Here is a 16,541-nt window from a genome sequence, read left to right on the forward strand (position 1 = left end):
CGTCGCGTTTTACTCTACCAGGTCAGCCCCTCGTAGGTGAGTCCGTCCCGTCGGCTAATGATACGCCGGCCATCTACGACCACGGGGTCGGCCATCTCGTCGAACTCCTCGTATAGGTCAGTGAACTCCGGCCAGTCAGTGACGACGGCCACGCCGTAAGCGCCGTCGAGGGCCTCTGCCGCTGAGTCGACGTATTCGATATCAGTGTACTGTTCGGCCATTGCCTCGTTGGCCAGTGGGTCGTAGGCGACGATGTCGGCGCCGCGATTCTGCAGCCCTTCGATGATCGGCTTGGCACGAGAGCCGCGGATGTCGTCGGTTCCGGCTTTGAACGCCAACCCGAGGACAGCGATGCGTTTGGCCTCGCTATCGACGTGGGAATCGAGCAGTTCGAGCATGCGCTCGGGTTGGCCATCGTTGACTTCGATTGCGGCTTCTATCATCGCCGGCCTGTAGTCGTTGTCCCGGGCAGCCGCAGCGAGGGCAGCGGTCTCTTTCGGGAAGCAGCTACCCCCCCAACCCACCCCGGAATTGAGGAACCGCTCGCCGATGCGGTCGTCCATCCCCATCGCGTCGGCGACCGCGTAGGTGTCGACACCGAACTCCTTGCAGATGTTACCGAGGTCGTTGATGAGGCTCACCTTCGCCGCGAGGAAGGCGTTGCTGGCGTACTTTATCATCGCCGCCTCCCGACGCCCGGTTTCGACAGTTGGTACATCCCAGTCGGTGATGAGCGGTTCGTACAACTCAGCGAGCTGTTGGAGCGCACGTGGGTCGCCGTCGGTGCCGATGACGATTCGGTCGGGGTCCATGAAGTCGTCCACGGCGCTGCCCTCACGTAGGAATTCGGGGTTGACGGCGACGCCGAACTCTTCGCCGTCGGTCTTCCCTGAGGCACGTTCGATTGCCGGGATCAGTTCGTCTTCGATAATGTCGGGGAGGACAGTCGATTTGACGACGACAAGATGATAGCCGTCTTTGTCGGCGATTGCTTCACCGACGTCTTCGGCGGCCGCGAGGAGACCGCTCGGGTCGATAGAGCCGTCCTCAGTAGCGGGCGTCCCGACGGCGAGGAAAGTGAGGTCGGTGTCAGCAGCGGCCGCGTGGTCGGTGGTCGCTTTGAGGCGCGATCCGGCGTACGCCGAAACCAGCGGGTCAAGTCCGGGTTGGTGGATGGTCGTTTCGCCAGCATCGAGTCGTTCGACAGTCTCCTCGTCGACGTCGATAGCGGTGACATCGTGGCCGAGGTCGGCCAGACACGCCGACAGCGTGGTCCCGACGTAGCCGCTTCCGACGACGCTTACGTTCATGCCTCTGGGTTGCAGTCGGGAGGGTTTGAGGCTTCGGCTTACCGCTGACGGGCGGCAGCCCCCACACTTACCCTGCCAGCCGCGGTCGAAGAAGTATGTCGACGGCTGAACCCTCCGATAGCCGCCTGGCCGAATACTCGCTGTCTCGTTCGCTGGCGTTGCAGTGGACCGCGGTCTCCACCATGGGATTCGTCGCCGGTCTATTCGCCTTCATCGGCGTGTACTACCTCGCCACCGGCGACAGCGCCGCCTTCGCCTTCGGTATCGGGAGCGACGCCGGCTGGTGGAACGCCGGGTTGTCGATACTCGTGTTCCTCACGTTGCTGTTCGGCGTTATTATTCCTCACGAACTCGTCCACGGACTAGCGATGCGACTGTACGGCGGGCGGCCGCGATACGGCCTCGGTCTCTCGTACTTCGTCTTCCCGTATGCCTACGCAACGGCCGAAGACCGCTTCACCCGAAACCAGTTTCTCGTCATCACCCTCGCCCCGCTAGTCGTGTTGACGCTGGTCGGCACGCCGCTGATGGTCGCGTTGGAACTCCCGTGGCTGGCCGTCCCGCTTGCGGCGAACGCTGGTGGTGCGGTCGGCGACGTGTGGATGGCGCTGACGATGCTTAGCTATCCATCGACCGTGACGGTACTCGATACGCGAACCGGGCTGTCGGTGTATGGTCAACCCGATGAGGCGCCATCGATGGGGGATCAATCACCAGTTAGAGTCGTTTGGGACGTACTCTTGGGCACCGGGGCGGCCGCACTTGCCGTGTTAGTAGTCGTTGCTGTCGTCGTGCCGTTGGTGTTAGGAGTGACTGGAGTAGGGTCGATACGCCTCGGTTTCCCGAACTCGCCGCTGTTCCTCTTTGCCTACGAGACGAGCGCCGACGGCTTCTCCTACAGCGTCGGGCCGTTATGGTTGGTACTCGCTCCGGTTCTCGGAGTAGTGTATGCGTACATGCGTGCATATCGGCATGGAGGAGTCTGTGCATAGGAGATCGGATGGAAAATGCTACTGAGATATGGTGATATTGATTACAAGTAGCCAGTGATTACCTTAGACGGTCCAGCACTCATATTTACGGCTGCGTAAGTATCATTTGCGTCTTTCTCGCAATCAATTCTCAGCACCTGGTTTAGTCTGTGATATTTGAAGATTATGTTTGCATAGTGGGGGAAGACCCACAGGTTGTGGCCGGGTTCAAGTATGGCATGCGCCCCAACTTTGAGTCGTTCGGCCGTCATCTCGCTAACATCCATATTCGTTTACTTCTGACCTGGAGCCGGCGGACATTCCGATAACCTGGTGCCCACATATCTCCACCCAATGACGCTAACGATAATTAATTATTAGCAGAGATACGGGTGTCTGAGAACTTATACATAGTTCAGTAGTCAATTCTGTCATCGCCGTCCAAAAAAGCCATTCGTATACCCCTAGTAGGTGGTATTATAGATGTCTAGCCAGCCTTCCGTTTGCGTCGTTACGCAACCACTTGCTTCAGCAAGCGAGACGGCGACAATGCAGTTACTTGAGGTTCTGAGTGCGGTCACAACAGTATCACTCGTCACAGCGCATCTCTCAAAAAATTCCTCGCTGAGGGACGCCTACGAGACCGTCGAAATAAGCGACGCCCCGACAGGTGAGAGACTTCCAACGGCGGCTGCACGGTTCCTCCGTAACCAGCTACGAATTTGTCGGGCAGTTCTTCAACGGGACGAGGATGTCATTCTATTCTTCGGTTCAACGTCGTACTTGCTGCCCATCCTTTTTGCGAATCTTCTCGGCAAGACTGTCGTACTCCAACCACGAGGAAACGTGCCTGAGTCGCTCTATCAGGTCTGGTGCGAAAAGCTTCCATATCCCATTGCGTACTTTGCTTCGCGGCTGGTTTGGGGTCTCGAACGATTGGGATACCAAGCGGCCGACGCGATAATAACTCTCTCATCGGGGATGGCCGACGACCTTGAGTTAGGTATACATGAGGAGAAGCTCCACCGTAACGGAGCCTGGCACGTAGATACCGAGCAGTTCCGGCCGATTACTCCATACCAAGAGCGCGACCGCTGTCTCGGGTACGTTGGACGGTTGGCGGAAGAGAAAGGCATCAGGGAGCTAGTTGACATCGTAGCAGAACTCCCTACCAATATTAAATTTGTGTTCGTTGGCGACGGTGAATTACGGTCGTGGATTGCCGACGAACTCGCGACCGAAATTAACGCTGGAAGAGTAGAGATAACCGGCTGGGTCAACCACAACCGAGTTCCCGAACTCCTCAACCAGTTTCGGCTCTTAGTAATGACATCGCGGACCGAGGGACTCCCTACTACGATATTGGAATCGATGGCATGTGGGACGCCCGTGTGTGCGCGTCCGGTCTCAGGTGTGACAGATGTCGTGCTGCCTGGAATGACTGGTTACTTGCTCAAGGAAGAGACACCTCCAGAAGCCGCCGAGCGAATCGTCTCGGTACTGGAAGCCACCTCCACGGAGACGAGCGACGAGTGTCGTACCTTCGCCGAAGAGGAGTATAGCTTCGCGGCCGCGATAGAGCGTTACGAATCGATACTCTCAACCCTTTAACCGGCTAGACACACTCTACCCGATTCTGACTCCCGAGCCCGCCTCCTCCGATTAAAATAAATTGTTCCAGACGAGTGATGATATATGGAATTGACGCTCGATGTTGATGATGACACCGGAGCCGTACTTGAGCGACGAGCCGACGAACACGGGTTCGACTCAATCGAGGAGTACGCTGAGACGGTGCTGTCCCTCGTGATGAATGAACTGGAGAACGACACAAAGCGAAATGAAGAGGTCGAGAGTCGCCTCGAGGATCTCGGCTATCTCAGCTGAGTGATATCTGATTTGCTGCTTGTCGGATTCGTCTTTTCTCGGCCATCTTCATGTCCACCTGACGGTACGTTGGCTTCCTCCGATCAGGGTCGCTCTCCTCAGCAAAGATATCGGTCCGGACCTCCCCGTCCATGTCGGTCGGTACCGAACACCCGCGGAGATGCAGGAGGGTGGGCGCCAAGTCGAGGATGCTTAATGGTTCGGTCTCGCCCTGAGTAAAGCTGGGACCTGTAGCCACGAATAGGCCCTCGCGTTTGTTCTCTCCCCGCCAGCCATCCTCTTCAGGCCTACTGAAAATCTCGTCACGACCGATACCACCCGGTATGTGAATGCCGGAACCCTGGTCAATCACGAGATCCGGAGCTTCGTTGCTGTACTGCCCAGAATACACTTCCTCTCCCCGGTAGACATCAGCTACAATCGCCTCCCCGCGCGGTCCCTTGACGCTTAACAGCTTCTCGCGAAGTTCTTCTCGAATATCATCGTACTCTGAGGAATTCCGATTGTGGGTAATATAGAGAGGTCCCTGTCCACTTGCGACGGCATCAGTCTTTTCCCAGTCGATGTTCGACGCCTTACTTTCATGGATAAGCTGTCCCTGTTCGTCGGGTATCATGTCGCGTATCCGCTGTGGGGTTAACCGGACAGCCAAATCCTGAAGTCCGATAATTGACGCCAACCGGAGAAGTCGGTCTCTATTGATACCCAGCCCGTGTACGAATTCAGCGACGCCGGCATCAAGTTCCAGGTACCCTTCCCGTTCAAGCCACGTGTTAATATTGAACGTGCATTCGATTTGGTTCGCCCCATGGTCGCTCATGAGGACGACATCAAAGCCTTCGTCAAGGAATTTCCCTAGGTGTTTATCAATAATCTGCCACCCTTGGAGTGTGTACTTGTGGTCCCAGAAGTAATGATGTAGTGAGTTGATATAGAACGTAGTCACTTGCAGGAAGGTAAGGTTGTACTCTTCGAAGAGATCATGTGCCACATTGAACCGGATGTCAATAAGATCTAGAATTTCATCAGCCGCAGCGTTGGGCGTTGCCCGGAGTTCGTTCTTCGTTGTGACTTGATAGTCGTACTCCTCACGGAGGCGGTGTTCAAGACTGGCCGGATAGGTGTAACCAGTGTTCTCGCTATCAGGCGCCCCTGAGACAACGAACTCATCAACCTCTTTTGGTGGATACGTTGTCGGCACACCGAGGACCCCGGGCCGTTCATCATCGATCTCAGAAAGTACCTCCCAGTACTCGGCCTCAACGTTTTTCCTATCGCTTGGATAATATATACGTCGTTGATCGATATCGATATTCTCCCACCAAAAGATGCCGAATTTTCCAGGATTCTTCCCCGTTGCGTAGGATTTCCAATTCGGCGACGTGACAGGGGGTAGCACAGAGTGCAGGTCCGTAGAGACACCCTCCTTAATAGCCTGCTCAACGTTGGGTAGTTTTCCGTCGGCAATCCACGGTTCGAGGAGTTCGAAGTGCGCGCCGTCAAGACCGAACACGACCGTCTTCGGTCGTTCCTTGCTCATGTTGTGGGGTACGTACCACGGAACCTATACCTTCTGGAGTAGTAGAAGTCTCCGAATGGCTGGACAAGTCACAATTAGCCTTGAGGTGGAACTAGGGTGGGGGTTCCACGACCTCGCTCCACCGTCAGATATTCCCGAACTCAGTGATGACGGGAAGGCGGAGCGAGCCGCTCTCGAACGATTGTTAGAACTTTGTGACGAGTTCGAAATACCGATTAGCTTCGACGTTGTCGGTCACCTCCTCCTTAACACCTGCAGTGGGAATCACAAAGGCCCACACCCAGAGGGGTGGTTTGACGCAGATCCCGGAACCAATGTTGATCGGGACCCCCTGTTCTACGCGCCTGACCTCATTGAAGCGATTCGTGAGTCCAATGTAGATCATGAAATATGCACTCATACATTTAGCCATATCCTCTGTGCAGAAGTTTCGCGCGATGTAGTGGACTGGGAGCTTTCGAAGGTGGAGGAGGTTCACCCCGAGTCATTGACATCGATGGTGCCACCACGCCACAGCGACCCTCCTCGAGATGTAATCGAAGATCACGGTATCTCGGTGATACGGATGCCCTTTGATGAGGCCCGACCGTCAAACCCGATCAGGGAGTATCTCTGGACGCTACTCCGAAACCATCCCGTCGGAGACCCAGTAGATATAGAGGGGATAACCGAGACACGGTCGTCATCATTGATGACACTCACAGCGACGTACCTCTCCCGAGGGGTAGCAAATCCACATCTGGCCTATCGTGTCTTGCCTCGCCGCATGCGACAGGCTCACCATGAGCAATTTCTCCTGTCAGGGCTAAAGCGGGCCGTCCGAGATGACACTTCGATTCACTACTGGAGCCACCTGTACAACCTCGCGAACGAATCTCAGTGGCCTCCAATTGAAACGTTCATAAAAACGCTTGCGAACCACCACAAGGCTAACGAGATATCAATCGTCCCTATGCGAGGACTCAACAGTTGGCCTTAGTCAGTTTCGCTACTTGAAATAGCCACCTACTTGTCGATCAGTTGCTCTATGTCGGTCGCGATGGAGTCTGCCAATTGGTCCCACGTATGGTTCGCAGCGACGTAATCGTGGCCACGACGTCCCATCTCAAGGAGTTCGGTCCGAGGGCGTTCTTTCAGTTCGGTTATCGCTTTGGCGACATCGTCAACTTCCGTGGAGTCGATGGTGAGGCCCGCCCCAATTTCGCCAACGAACTCGAATGCTTCCCTTGAGTCGGTTATTACGGGACGCTCACAAATGAGGTATTCGTAACACTTGATAGCATTTCCTGGGTGGTCTGGGGCTATTACCCCGTACATCACATCACAGGCGGCGATGTATTCGTCGATACGGTCATGGTCTATATAGCCCGTGAATCGAATGCGATCAGTCAAACCCTCTTCTGCGACAAGTTCTTCCAGACGCTTCCGCTGGGGTCCATCACCGACAATAATGACTGAAACGTCGTCGAACTCGGCGGTTGCGAGTATCAGGTGGTCAACCTTGTGATAGGCTTCGAGGCTGCCAACAAATCCAACCACGAATTCCGAAGGATCGATATCAAAATCTAGTCCGCGCCGAGATGTTTCGAGATCGTCGGTCTTGAAGTTCGCTGGATTCACCGCGTTGGCGAAGAGGTTCGTCTCCGCTTGTTCCGGACGGCGAATCGTGTCTGTCCGTTGTTTAATTTCTTTGAATGCGGCATACACTTCGTCGGCTGCCCGAACATTAATATGGAACAACAACCGCAAAATAGTACTAAATTTGAGGTCCTCGTGGGAAAGTCCGCGAACGAGCAGGATATACGGAAGTCCGTACATCGTTGTCCCGACCGGCGCGGATATCATCGTTGGAGAGTGGCGGCTAACGACTGCATCCGGATCCATCTCCTGGATAGCTCTGTGGATCTTCACCAACATCTTAGTCTGCGTCTCAAATCGAGTCCGGATTGATCCATCTAATTGTTGCGGTAGGAAATAGAACTTTGCGATATCATACTGTATTTCCTCCGGCATCGTCCGAAGCGGCGACGGACAGATCACCGATACCCGGAGGTCAGGATGCCTGCACAGTGCTGCTACCACCTCCCGGGTCGCGATATTGTGACCAAGCGTGCCAGAGAGGTCTGACGTGGTTACGAACAGGATGTTGTTCACTGCTGTCCATCTCAGATTTCCAGTGAAGTTAACCTTTGGAAGAAGCAGTCGGCGCCATCCATGTTTATGTCTGAATCGGTTCTAGAGTGGTTCTAGATTATCAGGTCGACCCACCGGGTCAACGAACGAATTTACTTTCTTATAACAGCCCGTTTGAGCCCGGAGAGACTCAGAAGCCGTGCGGATGGACGGTTCACCGTGAAGGCCCGGAGTAGCTCAATAATTACTCAGATCCTAGCCTTTTCCCTCAATACGTACGCCTTAGAGTGTACATACACAGCGTAAAAATAAACGAGCTGTCACCAAGTTAGATGGGTGAGTGGAGTAGCGCGAATATCCGTTTGGTCGGGATCATAGGCGACGCTGAGTGGCCCCCAATATCTCACATCCCGATGAATATGCGCCGAGATACGCGTGTGGCGGATTCGTCGCTTCACCTCATGGAAGCCATCGAATTCAACCGTCGGACTCACGACGAAGTTGAGTAGCTGCTTGGTCCTATCAAAGTTGATCGAAGAGATTCCCATAGCGTTGACGAGCGTTTCAAGAGCTTTCGAGATCGTACTGTTCAGGTAATCATTACACTATCGGACCAATGAAATCGAAACAGAGACCTTATTCAGTATATCAAGCCTGCCGTGATTCTTCAGCGACTTGCATAAGGACAACGCCCCGAGAATCTCAGTTCTCTAGGTTGAGTTCCGAATCTAACAGAGTGTAATACTAGAAAGAAACTTAACTGCCAACTCAAATAGCAAGCATACATGAACTCTCCTATGGTCATTATCCTCGGTGCCGGCCGCCCATTCGCCGGCACCGAGCCCTCCGCACTGACCCATACGTCGGGCGACCGGAGAGCCTTAGACTGGCTGCTTGAAGCGTTCAGACAGTCGCTTGAGGATCCGGAGATTCATTTCGTGGGAGGATATCGAATGGACGAAATCGTCGATGAGTACCCGAATATCCACTTCTCGCAGAATGAGGAGTGGGAAGAGACTGGTTCCGTCGCATCACTGTTTGCGGCGCCGCTTTCCACCGACCGCTCTGTGTTCGTCTGTTATGCGGACACCGTTTTCGAATCGACGGCTGTCGACGCCCTCCAAGGCATGAACTCAGTGGCAGTTGACCTTGATTGGCAGACTCGCTACCATACACGGACTGAGGAGAGCCTTGAGCGCGCAGAGAAAGTCTGTATCAAGGACGGAAGGCTAATCGCTGCGGACACCGACATTTCGAAGAGCGAAGCCGACGCAGAATTCACCGGACTGGTCCGACTCTCCCCGATGGCCATCAAGCGATCTCGGTCGCTATGGAGCGCCCGGACGATAAGCCGAGATGCCGACATCCCCGACCTCCTCCAATCCCTCGCGGCAACCGGCATTACTATAGAAGTGGTCGACATCGGCGGCCAATGGGCAGAACTCGAGACCGCCGAGGACATCTCGCGGTTCGTCTTAGATACGAAGGCCAACACTCTCCGGCGACTCCAATCCCGCGTTACCGAGAGCAATATTCTCGACCAACACACATTTACCGTCAATGAGTGGCTTGATGATCCAGATTCAATCTGCGAATTAATCCATACGCGGTTCAAGGGAGAACCAATCATCGTCCGTAGTAGCGCCCTCGCCGAGGATGGCTTCGAGGAGTCAAACGCGGGTGCCTTCGAAAGCGTTCTCAATGTTTCCTCGGATAATTCGGCCGAGTTAACCGACGCAATCGTCAAAGTGATTGACTCGTACCCGGACGACAATCCAGAGAACCAGGTCCTTGTTCAGCCGATGGTCGACGATGTTGACCAGAGCGGAGTTGTCATGACCCGGTCGCTCGGAAACGGAGGCCCATATTACGTAATCAACTACGACGCAACGACATCGAGCACCGAATCCGTGACCGACGGAACCGGTGAACACCTTAAAACCGCAATTATCAGGAAGGACGTCGATATCAAGGACATAGAGTCCGCATCGGAAGGGCAACAGTTTCCCTCGAAGTTGTCGATAGGTCCATTATTCAAAGCTATACGGGAGCTTGAGGAGCTCATCGCTCACGATAGCCTCGATATCGAATTCGCCGTCGACAGTTTGGGTAACGTCTATGTGCTTCAAGCGCGGCCAATGACCATTGATCCCACAGAGAACAGAGTCGACGACGAAACCCTCTTCCAAACCGTCGACCAAGCGGGTGAGGAGTTCGTCAACTCCCAAACTACGCCGCCGGTCGTCATGGGCGACCGGACCATCTACGGCGTGATGCCCGACTGGAACCCAGCGGAGATTATCGGACGGAAACCTAAGCAACTCGCCACCTCACTATACCGTTATCTAATTATGAACGAAACCTGGGCACAGCAGCGTGCCGAATACGGTTACCGTGACGTCCGCCCCCACTCTTTGATGAAATGCTTCGCCGGACAGCCCTATGTGGACGTTCGAGCCGATTTCAACTCCTTCATTCCGGCTTCGGTCCCCGACGACCTCGCCGAACGTCTCATTGAGTATTATCTCGATCGACTTGAGGCTCATCCGGAATATCACGACAAAGTTGAATTCGATATCGTCCTGACCTGCCTAACTTTCGACTACGAGGACCAAATCGAACCACTCCGCGATGCAGGGTTCACTGAAGACGAACTGGAGCTATTCCGGGACGGTCTCCAAGAGATTACTCTTGAAGCGTACAATCGACTCGACGACGACCTCACACAGATCGAACGGCTCGAGGAACGCTATGAGGAGATAACCTCGGTAGATCTTCCATCGCTCAAGGAAGCATATTTGCTTCTCGAAGACTGTCGGAGGTTCGGTACGCTCCCATTCGCCCACCTCGCTCGGACGGCATTCGTCGCCACGTCACTGCTACACTCACTTGAACGGAAGGGTGTTCTGACGACCGACCAGCGCAGTAACTTTCAGAACGCACTGAACACTATCGCTCGACAGTTCGAACGCGACGGCTATCGAGTCTCTTCGGGCGACCTGGAATGGGATGAGTTTGTCGACACCTACGGTCACCTTCGTCCGGGTACGTATGAGATTACCTCGCCTGCCTACGCTGAGAACCCCAAGGAGTACCTTCGTCCGGTAGTCGAGACTGACAGCGAACCGGAAAGCCACCCGAATCCCATCGATGTCTGGGACAAAGATACGAAGCTTCGAATTGAGGACGAACTCGAGCGAATTGGCTTGCCGGTTGCCGCGGACGAGTTCGTCGACTTCCTCGTCCGGGCAATTGAGGGACGGGAGCGCTCGAAGTTCGTCTTCTCACGAAATTTGAGTGCGGCACTCGAACGTATCGCCGAGTTCGGTGCCGATCACGGCCTGTCGAGGGAGGACCTCTCGCACGTCTCTCTGGAGTCGTACTTCGAGCTGGCGTTGAACCACCCACCATCGGATGTCGAAGGATGGCTCTCTGAACAGATACGTGCCGGCCGAAACCAACACACAGTGACGACATCCGTCGAATTACCACCCCTCCTCTTTGATGAGAGCGACTTCATCGTCTTCGAAAGCCCGTCACGTGAGGCGAACTTCGTGACCAACGAAACCCTCATAGCCGACGTGGTCGAACTCAATGACAGTGACGTATACCCCGAGGAGCTTAACGGGCGAATTGTCCTCATCGAGCAAGCAGATCCTGGATACGACTGGCTGTTCGGTCACGATATCGCTGGCTTGGTGACGATGTACGGAGGTGCAAATTCGCACATGGCGGTACGAGCTGCCGAGTTCTCGTTGCCAGCCGCCATCGGCGTCGGCGAGAACCGCTATGAGCAGCTCCGTCGGGCAGAGGTCGTCGAACTGAACTGTGCAGCTTTGAATGTCAAGGTGGTACAGTGACTCGCATCGGGTTGACCCAGCGAGTGAGCGTTGTCGAGGACTTTGGCGAACGCAGGGATTGTCTCGATCAGGAGTGGACGACACTCCTCGAGGACCTCGGCCACACGCCGATACCGCTCCCGAACTCTGTCAATGACGGCACCAGCCACCTCACGGAGATGGAACTAGACAGCCTCGTTTTGACAAGCGGGAATGATCTCTCTTCACTCGAGTATCCAGCAAACCCAGCACCAGAACGTGACCGATTCGAGACCGAGGCACTGGAGTATGCGATTGATACCGGCTTACCAGTTCTCGGTGTCTGTCGTGGCCTCGAACTCCTGAACACCTACTTCGGTGGGTCACTCGCGTCGATTGACGGTCACGTTGCAACCACACACGCCGTTGAATTCACGAATGAAAAGTCCGGTTTCGAGTTTCCGAATCGAGTAATCGTCAACAGCTACCACGACTATGCTATCCCCATGGATGGGGTCGGTGACGAATTACAGGTACTCGGGAAATCTCCAGACGACTCAGTGGAGTGTATGGTCCACAGCGAATACCCCATTTGGGGTATTATGTGGCATCCAGAACGACAATCGCCATCGAAGAACCTCGACCGACAGTTACTCAACCATGTTCTAGGTGGTAACTAAGCATGAGTGATGACGTAACTGCACGTGCGATTCACCTCGCTGCCGGTGAGGGGAGGCGACTTCGGCCTATCACGAACGATCGCCCGAAACCACTCGTCGAACTCGATGGAGTATCGCTGCTAGAGCGAAACGTCGAGACACTCAGGGATTGTGGAGTCACTGATCAGATTGTCGTAACAGGCTATTGTGCGGACCAAATCCAGGAACTGGGATACGACACCGAACACAACCCCGTATATGACAAAACAGACATGGTCTACAGCTTGTTCTGTGCCCAAGATATGTTTCCGGAGGATCGCGACCTTCTAATTTCCTACGGTGACATCATTTACGAACAGAAAGTCGTCGAAGCCTTGCTTGAATCCGATGCTGGCGTCAGCGTCATTGTTGATAGACAGTGGAAGGATCTTTGGGACGCGCGATTCGAAGACCCGCTCGAAGACGCTGAAACCTTGCGCCTCAGAGAGAACAATCGAATCAAGGATATCGGTAACACACCGGACACATCGTCCGAAATCCAAGGACAATACATCGGGCTCATTAAGATTAGAGCCGACCAGATCGGGCCATTCGCGGAAAAGTACAATCAACTCGCTGAGAAGGACGGCGCCGAGTACGCGTCAGTTGAAATGACACACTTCATTCAGAGGATGATCGATGATGGCTGGGATGTGAGGGCCGTGCCCGTTGACGGTGGTTGGCTGGAGATTGACACTGTTGAAGACTTGGAGATGTACCAGAATCTTTACTCTGACGGAGAATTGAATAGGTATATCGATTTGGGGTCAACAGAAGAAACTGCGGAGTAGAAGGACTCGCAGGCTTTGAACGATTTGAGTACAATAACGGCTTGTTCGATTACTGAACATCAATGAAGGAAAGTGTTTGCAGAGGATAGGCAAATTTCTACTGGTTCGGAACACGCAGTCGCCGGAGGTTGGCAAGAATCTCAAACTCGCATCTCTCGCAGAGTAATGTCAGAAGGAATCAAGGTCCGTTTTGGGTGCGTTAGATATTCGGTGGTCGTAGAATAACATCGTGTTGTGCCAACAGAAAAGCTACGACGGGTTGTTCGGACGATGTACAAGGACGGATTTAGCGACGTACTGGAGGAGGTAAACGCACACCTCAAGTACGTGGACTCGCCGGCCGCGATTATCTACGGGCGTGTACCTAAACCGGCTATTTTTTGACGCAATTATCTATCAAACACGCTACGGGCTGAATTTCGACGAAGCCCTCGATCTAGCATCAAATACGGAGAAAGATATCATCATCGATGTGCTCTCGAATTTAAATTCCGAAGACGTGTTCTACGACGTTGGGGCCAGGACGGGAAAGTACTCCCTGAAGGTGGCACAACTCTCTGATTCCCCCCAGGCGGTCGTAGCCTTCGAACCAACGAATTCTGTAAATTCTCTCAGGCGAACAGCTGTGGAACGTAGTCTCGATATCGAAATCGTGGATGAGGCTATCGGTACACATTCTAAGAGTCAGTACTACAGGACGGTACGGAACGGCCACGTGACGCTGACTTCTGGCCCCGAGGAAGTTCCGAAGGAAGATATCGAAGTTATTGACGGCTCCGAGATCTCCGACCGGAGGTTCCCAGATCCGACAGTTGTTAAAATCGACGTCAACGGATGGGATTGGGACGTTTCAAAAGCGCTAAAACCACTGTTGGCAAAATAAAAGTGTCGGCTAGTATATATAGAGATAGAACCGCCAAGTACGGACACTGAACACCGTCACCCACCAATTTACGAACTCACAGACGACGAACTCCGACGGTATTTTGAGGAGAACTGGTCTTTCGACGAGATGCTGATACTACTGACATCACTTGGGTTCAAATGCGAGTACCTCATGGATCGCTCGAACGATCTCTTCATCAAAGCATTCCGGGATGGGGAAGCCAGCATGGGACCTCGTGATTGACGGGGCCCTTCACTTAGTCACTCGTCCAAGAATATCCTTGAGGACTAACCGCCCGGTGTTACGCCAAACCTCTATGTCTTCCTGGCGCGTGAGATCGCCTAGTTCATCTGGACGTTCTATGGAGAAATCTGGGTCCTGTATCAGCCGGATTCCTTCAACCAGCATATCGTCGTACAGACGGTTCTGTTTCACCTTCACCTCCCAGTAGGTGGACGCGTCGCTGATGTCGGCCGATTTTATAACAATCGGGAACCCGCCGTCCAAGTCGTCGGTCAGACGCTGTAATGTGACGCCGATCTCGTTCTCGCCATTGATGAATTGCCAGAACGCTGCCGGGCGGCCCCTGTACTTCCGTACGTCTCCCGAGTGGAAGCTCAAGATCCCATACTTGGGCTCAAAGAGAATCCGTCCACGGAGAATCTCGTGCTCGAAATTCACGACCACGTCGGACGTCTCGCACACCTTGTCGACGATTTCGTCTGGTATCTCGGTTCCGACGCCTGAATCTACGGTTTTAGGTCAAAAAATCAACTTTTCTACATCTTCCAGAGCAACAATTTCAGATATATTCGTACGTTTGTAATATGTCTTTAGCTCCTCGATGTACTTGTCACCCAGAAACTCAGCTGTCCTGAACTCGAGGCCCATCAAGACTGACGCGTCCCTTGACGCGACCTTGCTAAGGAACTTCGATAGTAGGCCAGGAAATCCGTCCGCCGTGGTCTCCTCTGCCGAACTAGTAGCCTCTTCGTGTTTGGTTTCGTTTATTACGAGGTAGTCTACCGTGACATCCGTCTCGCGACACATCGTCTCAAGGGCTGTGAAGTCGTGTCGGCGGAGCGAATCGGTCTCTAGCAGGACACTGACGTTAAGCGAACCGTCATTAGTCATATTAGTCAGAAGAGGCCGGTAAATATATATATCTTGAGTATTTTAAACGTGACCAGGATTCCATAGCCAATTCTTTCTTTCTAATGGTTGAGTTAATGTTGAGAATCCTTTGTTTCGGAGTGCGTCGTCGTATAACCAGCAAGTTCAATTCAGTAACCACCCAGAGATTTGTACGGGTTTATATAGATTCAGCAGACTACTGAAGGTATGGACATAATGAAGGTAATTCGAGTTCAACCAACGACTAATCTTTCCATAGAATATTGCTTAAAGAGACTGCTTAAGAACGCAAAAGATGAATATAGCTCCCTCGATATTCACCCGCCCACAATCCTGAACGAAGCACCAGGACTTGGGGAAACTTGGCAATTATGTACAGATGTGACCGGTCCAAGGGGGATCGTTGTTCGGGCCAAAAAATATACGCCCTACTTATCGACCAGCAGCGACCACGATATCGGTATCCAAGCTAGCCAGGCTAAAGGTATTGAGAACCTTCTAGACCGATCCATCAGCGAGATCTCCGAAGGACTTGATTAAAACTATGGCAGACCTATTAAATCGTATTCGAGAGTTGCACGAAGAGGGCGGGACCACGGCCGTCACAGATGGAATAAAGCGAAAGATTGCCTACGATATTTTTCCGCAATATTGGAGGCTCCGATTGCTACTGCCCGGATCCATCACCACCTGTACTGTCGGTGGTCAAACGAGAAATTTCTATACTGAAAACGAGATTGAGCTCAAGCGATTCACGTTTCTAAACGAAGGCGAAATTCTCGAAACAGTGATCTCGGAGCTCCAACCGACAGACATTTTCTGGGACGTGGGTGCGAACATCGGGCTTTACACATGTTTCGCCGCGCCAATCTGCGACACCACAATCGCTTTCGAACCGGTACCGAACAACGCAAATCGAATCAAAAAGAATCTCGAGTTGAACGACACAGATGCGATAATAGAGCGAATCGCTCTCGGCGAATGCCACGATGAAATGTCTATTAATGTTGACGGCAGCAAAACCGGAGGAAAAAGCTCACTTGCCTCAATAAAAAATTCTACTGAATCCATAAAAGTGCCTGTTCGTACTGGTGACGAATTGACGAGAGTCGATACGGTTCCCACCCCCTCAGTCATCAAGATGGATATCGAAGGCGCTGAGGCGATGGCGCTAGCCGGTCTTGAAGAAACGCTGCCCCAAGTACGAACAGCATTTATTGAGGTCCACCCTAAAAAACTCAAGAATCTCGGAACTGATATAGAGGAGGTTCACGAAATGCTGGCCAACGCGGGATTTCGAATTCGTAACGCAAATTTATCGAACCGTTTAGTCACATTTCTTATTGCCAGCCGGGACAATTCAAGTGTTTAAG

Annotated in this window: 15 protein-coding genes; 10 read left to right on the plus strand and 5 right to left on the minus strand. The window is 53.2% G+C overall.

What is annotated here, in order from left to right:
• Positions 1–14 precede the first annotated feature (14 nt).
• A complete protein-coding gene (gene aglM / locus HWX69_RS14315) occupies positions 15–1,310 on the minus strand; it encodes a UDP-glucose 6-dehydrogenase AglM (RefSeq protein WP_178917746.1) in 1,296 nt (431 codons plus the stop codon).
• A gap of 95 nt (positions 1,311–1,405) precedes the next feature.
• Between aglM and HWX69_RS14320 the strand changes: the two genes are divergently transcribed.
• The 3 genes from HWX69_RS14320 (at position 1,406) to HWX69_RS14330 (ending at position 4,168) form a co-directional block, all read left to right on the plus strand.
• Positions 1,406–2,302: a DUF3267 domain-containing protein gene (locus tag HWX69_RS14320; protein ID WP_178917747.1), complete on the plus strand. Its 897-nt coding sequence runs from the start codon at positions 1,406–1,408 to the stop codon at positions 2,300–2,302.
• A gap of 528 nt (positions 2,303–2,830) precedes the next feature.
• Positions 2,831–3,892, plus strand: coding sequence for a glycosyltransferase family 4 protein (locus HWX69_RS14325; RefSeq protein ID WP_246286514.1), 1,062 nt, complete (start codon positions 2,831–2,833; stop codon positions 3,890–3,892).
• A gap of 84 nt (positions 3,893–3,976) precedes the next feature.
• Positions 3,977–4,168, plus strand: a complete 192-nt coding sequence (locus HWX69_RS14330) for a hypothetical protein (RefSeq protein WP_178917749.1) — start codon at positions 3,977–3,979, stop codon at positions 4,166–4,168.
• Here the strand turns inward: HWX69_RS14330 and HWX69_RS14335 are convergent.
• Entirely contained in the window at positions 4,161–5,708 is a 1,548-nt protein-coding gene (locus HWX69_RS14335; RefSeq protein WP_178917750.1) for an alkaline phosphatase family protein, read from the minus strand. The two genes, HWX69_RS14330 and HWX69_RS14335, sit on opposite strands and share 8 nt — an antisense overlap.
• A 55-nt stretch (positions 5,709–5,763) precedes the next feature.
• Between HWX69_RS14335 and HWX69_RS14340 the strand changes: the two genes are divergently transcribed.
• Positions 5,764–6,687: a polysaccharide deacetylase family protein gene (locus HWX69_RS14340; protein ID WP_178917751.1), complete on the plus strand. Its 924-nt coding sequence runs from the start codon at positions 5,764–5,766 to the stop codon at positions 6,685–6,687.
• Between the two features lie 26 nt (positions 6,688–6,713).
• On the opposite strand, the gene HWX69_RS14345 is transcribed toward HWX69_RS14340, so the two are convergent.
• Positions 6,714–7,862 (minus strand): glycosyltransferase, encoded by a 1,149-nt coding sequence (locus HWX69_RS14345; RefSeq protein WP_178917752.1) that lies wholly within the window; start codon positions 7,860–7,862, stop codon positions 6,714–6,716.
• A 776-nt stretch (positions 7,863–8,638) separates the two neighbouring features.
• Here HWX69_RS14345 and HWX69_RS14350 point away from each other — a divergent pair.
• The 4 genes from HWX69_RS14350 (at position 8,639) to HWX69_RS14365 (ending at position 14,031) form a co-directional block, all read left to right on the plus strand.
• Positions 8,639–11,701, plus strand: coding sequence for a PEP/pyruvate-binding domain-containing protein (locus HWX69_RS14350; RefSeq protein WP_178917753.1), 3,063 nt, complete (start codon positions 8,639–8,641; stop codon positions 11,699–11,701).
• Positions 11,702–11,724: 23 nt separating this feature from the next.
• Positions 11,725–12,339, plus strand: coding sequence for a gamma-glutamyl-gamma-aminobutyrate hydrolase family protein (locus HWX69_RS14355; RefSeq protein ID WP_178917754.1), 615 nt, complete (start codon positions 11,725–11,727; stop codon positions 12,337–12,339).
• Positions 12,340–12,341: 2 nt separating this feature from the next.
• Positions 12,342–13,148: a phosphocholine cytidylyltransferase family protein gene (locus tag HWX69_RS14360; RefSeq protein ID WP_178917755.1), complete on the plus strand. Its 807-nt coding sequence runs from the start codon at positions 12,342–12,344 to the stop codon at positions 13,146–13,148.
• Between the two features lie 358 nt (positions 13,149–13,506).
• Complete coding sequence (locus HWX69_RS14365; RefSeq protein WP_178917756.1) at positions 13,507–14,031, plus strand: FkbM family methyltransferase; 525 nt, start codon at positions 13,507–13,509, stop codon at positions 14,029–14,031.
• Positions 14,032–14,286: 255 nt separating this feature from the next.
• On the opposite strand, the gene HWX69_RS14370 is transcribed toward HWX69_RS14365, so the two are convergent.
• Both HWX69_RS14370 and HWX69_RS14375 read right to left on the minus strand, forming a co-directional pair.
• On the minus strand, positions 14,287–14,763 hold the full coding sequence (locus HWX69_RS14370) for a formyltransferase family protein (protein ID WP_348643042.1): 477 nt from the start codon (positions 14,761–14,763) through the stop codon (positions 14,287–14,289).
• 33 nt (positions 14,764–14,796) lie between these two features.
• Positions 14,797–15,168, minus strand: a complete 372-nt coding sequence (locus HWX69_RS14375) for a hypothetical protein (protein WP_178917758.1) — start codon at positions 15,166–15,168, stop codon at positions 14,797–14,799.
• A gap of 207 nt (positions 15,169–15,375) precedes the next feature.
• On the opposite strand from HWX69_RS14375, the gene HWX69_RS14380 reads away from it, so the two are divergent.
• Both HWX69_RS14380 and HWX69_RS14385 read left to right on the plus strand, forming a co-directional pair.
• Positions 15,376–15,708, plus strand: coding sequence for a hypothetical protein (locus HWX69_RS14380; protein WP_178917759.1), 333 nt, complete (start codon positions 15,376–15,378; stop codon positions 15,706–15,708).
• 4 nt (positions 15,709–15,712) lie between these two features.
• Positions 15,713–16,540 carry an FkbM family methyltransferase gene (locus tag HWX69_RS14385; RefSeq protein WP_178917760.1) on the plus strand — a complete coding sequence of 276 codons (828 nt, stop codon included), beginning with the start codon at positions 15,713–15,715 and terminating at the stop codon, positions 16,538–16,540.
• Position 16,541: the final 1 nt, after the last annotated feature.

Origin of the sequence: Natronomonas gomsonensis (assembly GCF_013391635.1) — an archaeon.
GTDB lineage: Archaea > Halobacteriota > Halobacteria > Halobacteriales > Haloarculaceae > Natronomonas > Natronomonas gomsonensis_A.

What these genes read in the sequence shown, in the direction of transcription:
- HWX69_RS14335 (WP_178917750.1), bottom strand. Translation starts at nt 5,708, where the DNA reads ATGAGCAAGGAACGACCGAAGACGGTCGTGTTCGGTCTTGACGGCGCG.
- HWX69_RS14385 (WP_178917760.1), top strand. Translation starts at nt 15,713, where the DNA reads ATGGCAGACCTATTAAATCGTATTCGAGAGTTGCACGAAGAGGGCGGG.
- HWX69_RS14380 (WP_178917759.1), top strand. Translation starts at nt 15,376, where the DNA reads ATGGACATAATGAAGGTAATTCGAGTTCAACCAACGACTAATCTTTCC.
- HWX69_RS14350 (WP_178917753.1), top strand. Translation starts at nt 8,639, where the DNA reads ATGGTCATTATCCTCGGTGCCGGCCGCCCATTCGCCGGCACCGAGCCC.
- HWX69_RS14375 (WP_178917758.1), bottom strand. Translation starts at nt 15,168, where the DNA reads ATGACTAATGACGGTTCGCTTAACGTCAGTGTCCTGCTAGAGACCGAT.
- aglM (WP_178917746.1), bottom strand. Translation starts at nt 1,310, where the DNA reads ATGAACGTAAGCGTCGTCGGAAGCGGCTACGTCGGGACCACGCTGTCG.
- HWX69_RS14360 (WP_178917755.1), top strand. Translation starts at nt 12,342, where the DNA reads ATGAGTGATGACGTAACTGCACGTGCGATTCACCTCGCTGCCGGTGAG.
- HWX69_RS14325 (WP_246286514.1), top strand. Translation starts at nt 2,831, where the DNA reads ATGCAGTTACTTGAGGTTCTGAGTGCGGTCACAACAGTATCACTCGTC.
- HWX69_RS14340 (WP_178917751.1), top strand. Translation starts at nt 5,764, where the DNA reads ATGGCTGGACAAGTCACAATTAGCCTTGAGGTGGAACTAGGGTGGGGG.
- HWX69_RS14320 (WP_178917747.1), top strand. Translation starts at nt 1,406, where the DNA reads ATGTCGACGGCTGAACCCTCCGATAGCCGCCTGGCCGAATACTCGCTG.
- HWX69_RS14330 (WP_178917749.1), top strand. Translation starts at nt 3,977, where the DNA reads ATGGAATTGACGCTCGATGTTGATGATGACACCGGAGCCGTACTTGAG.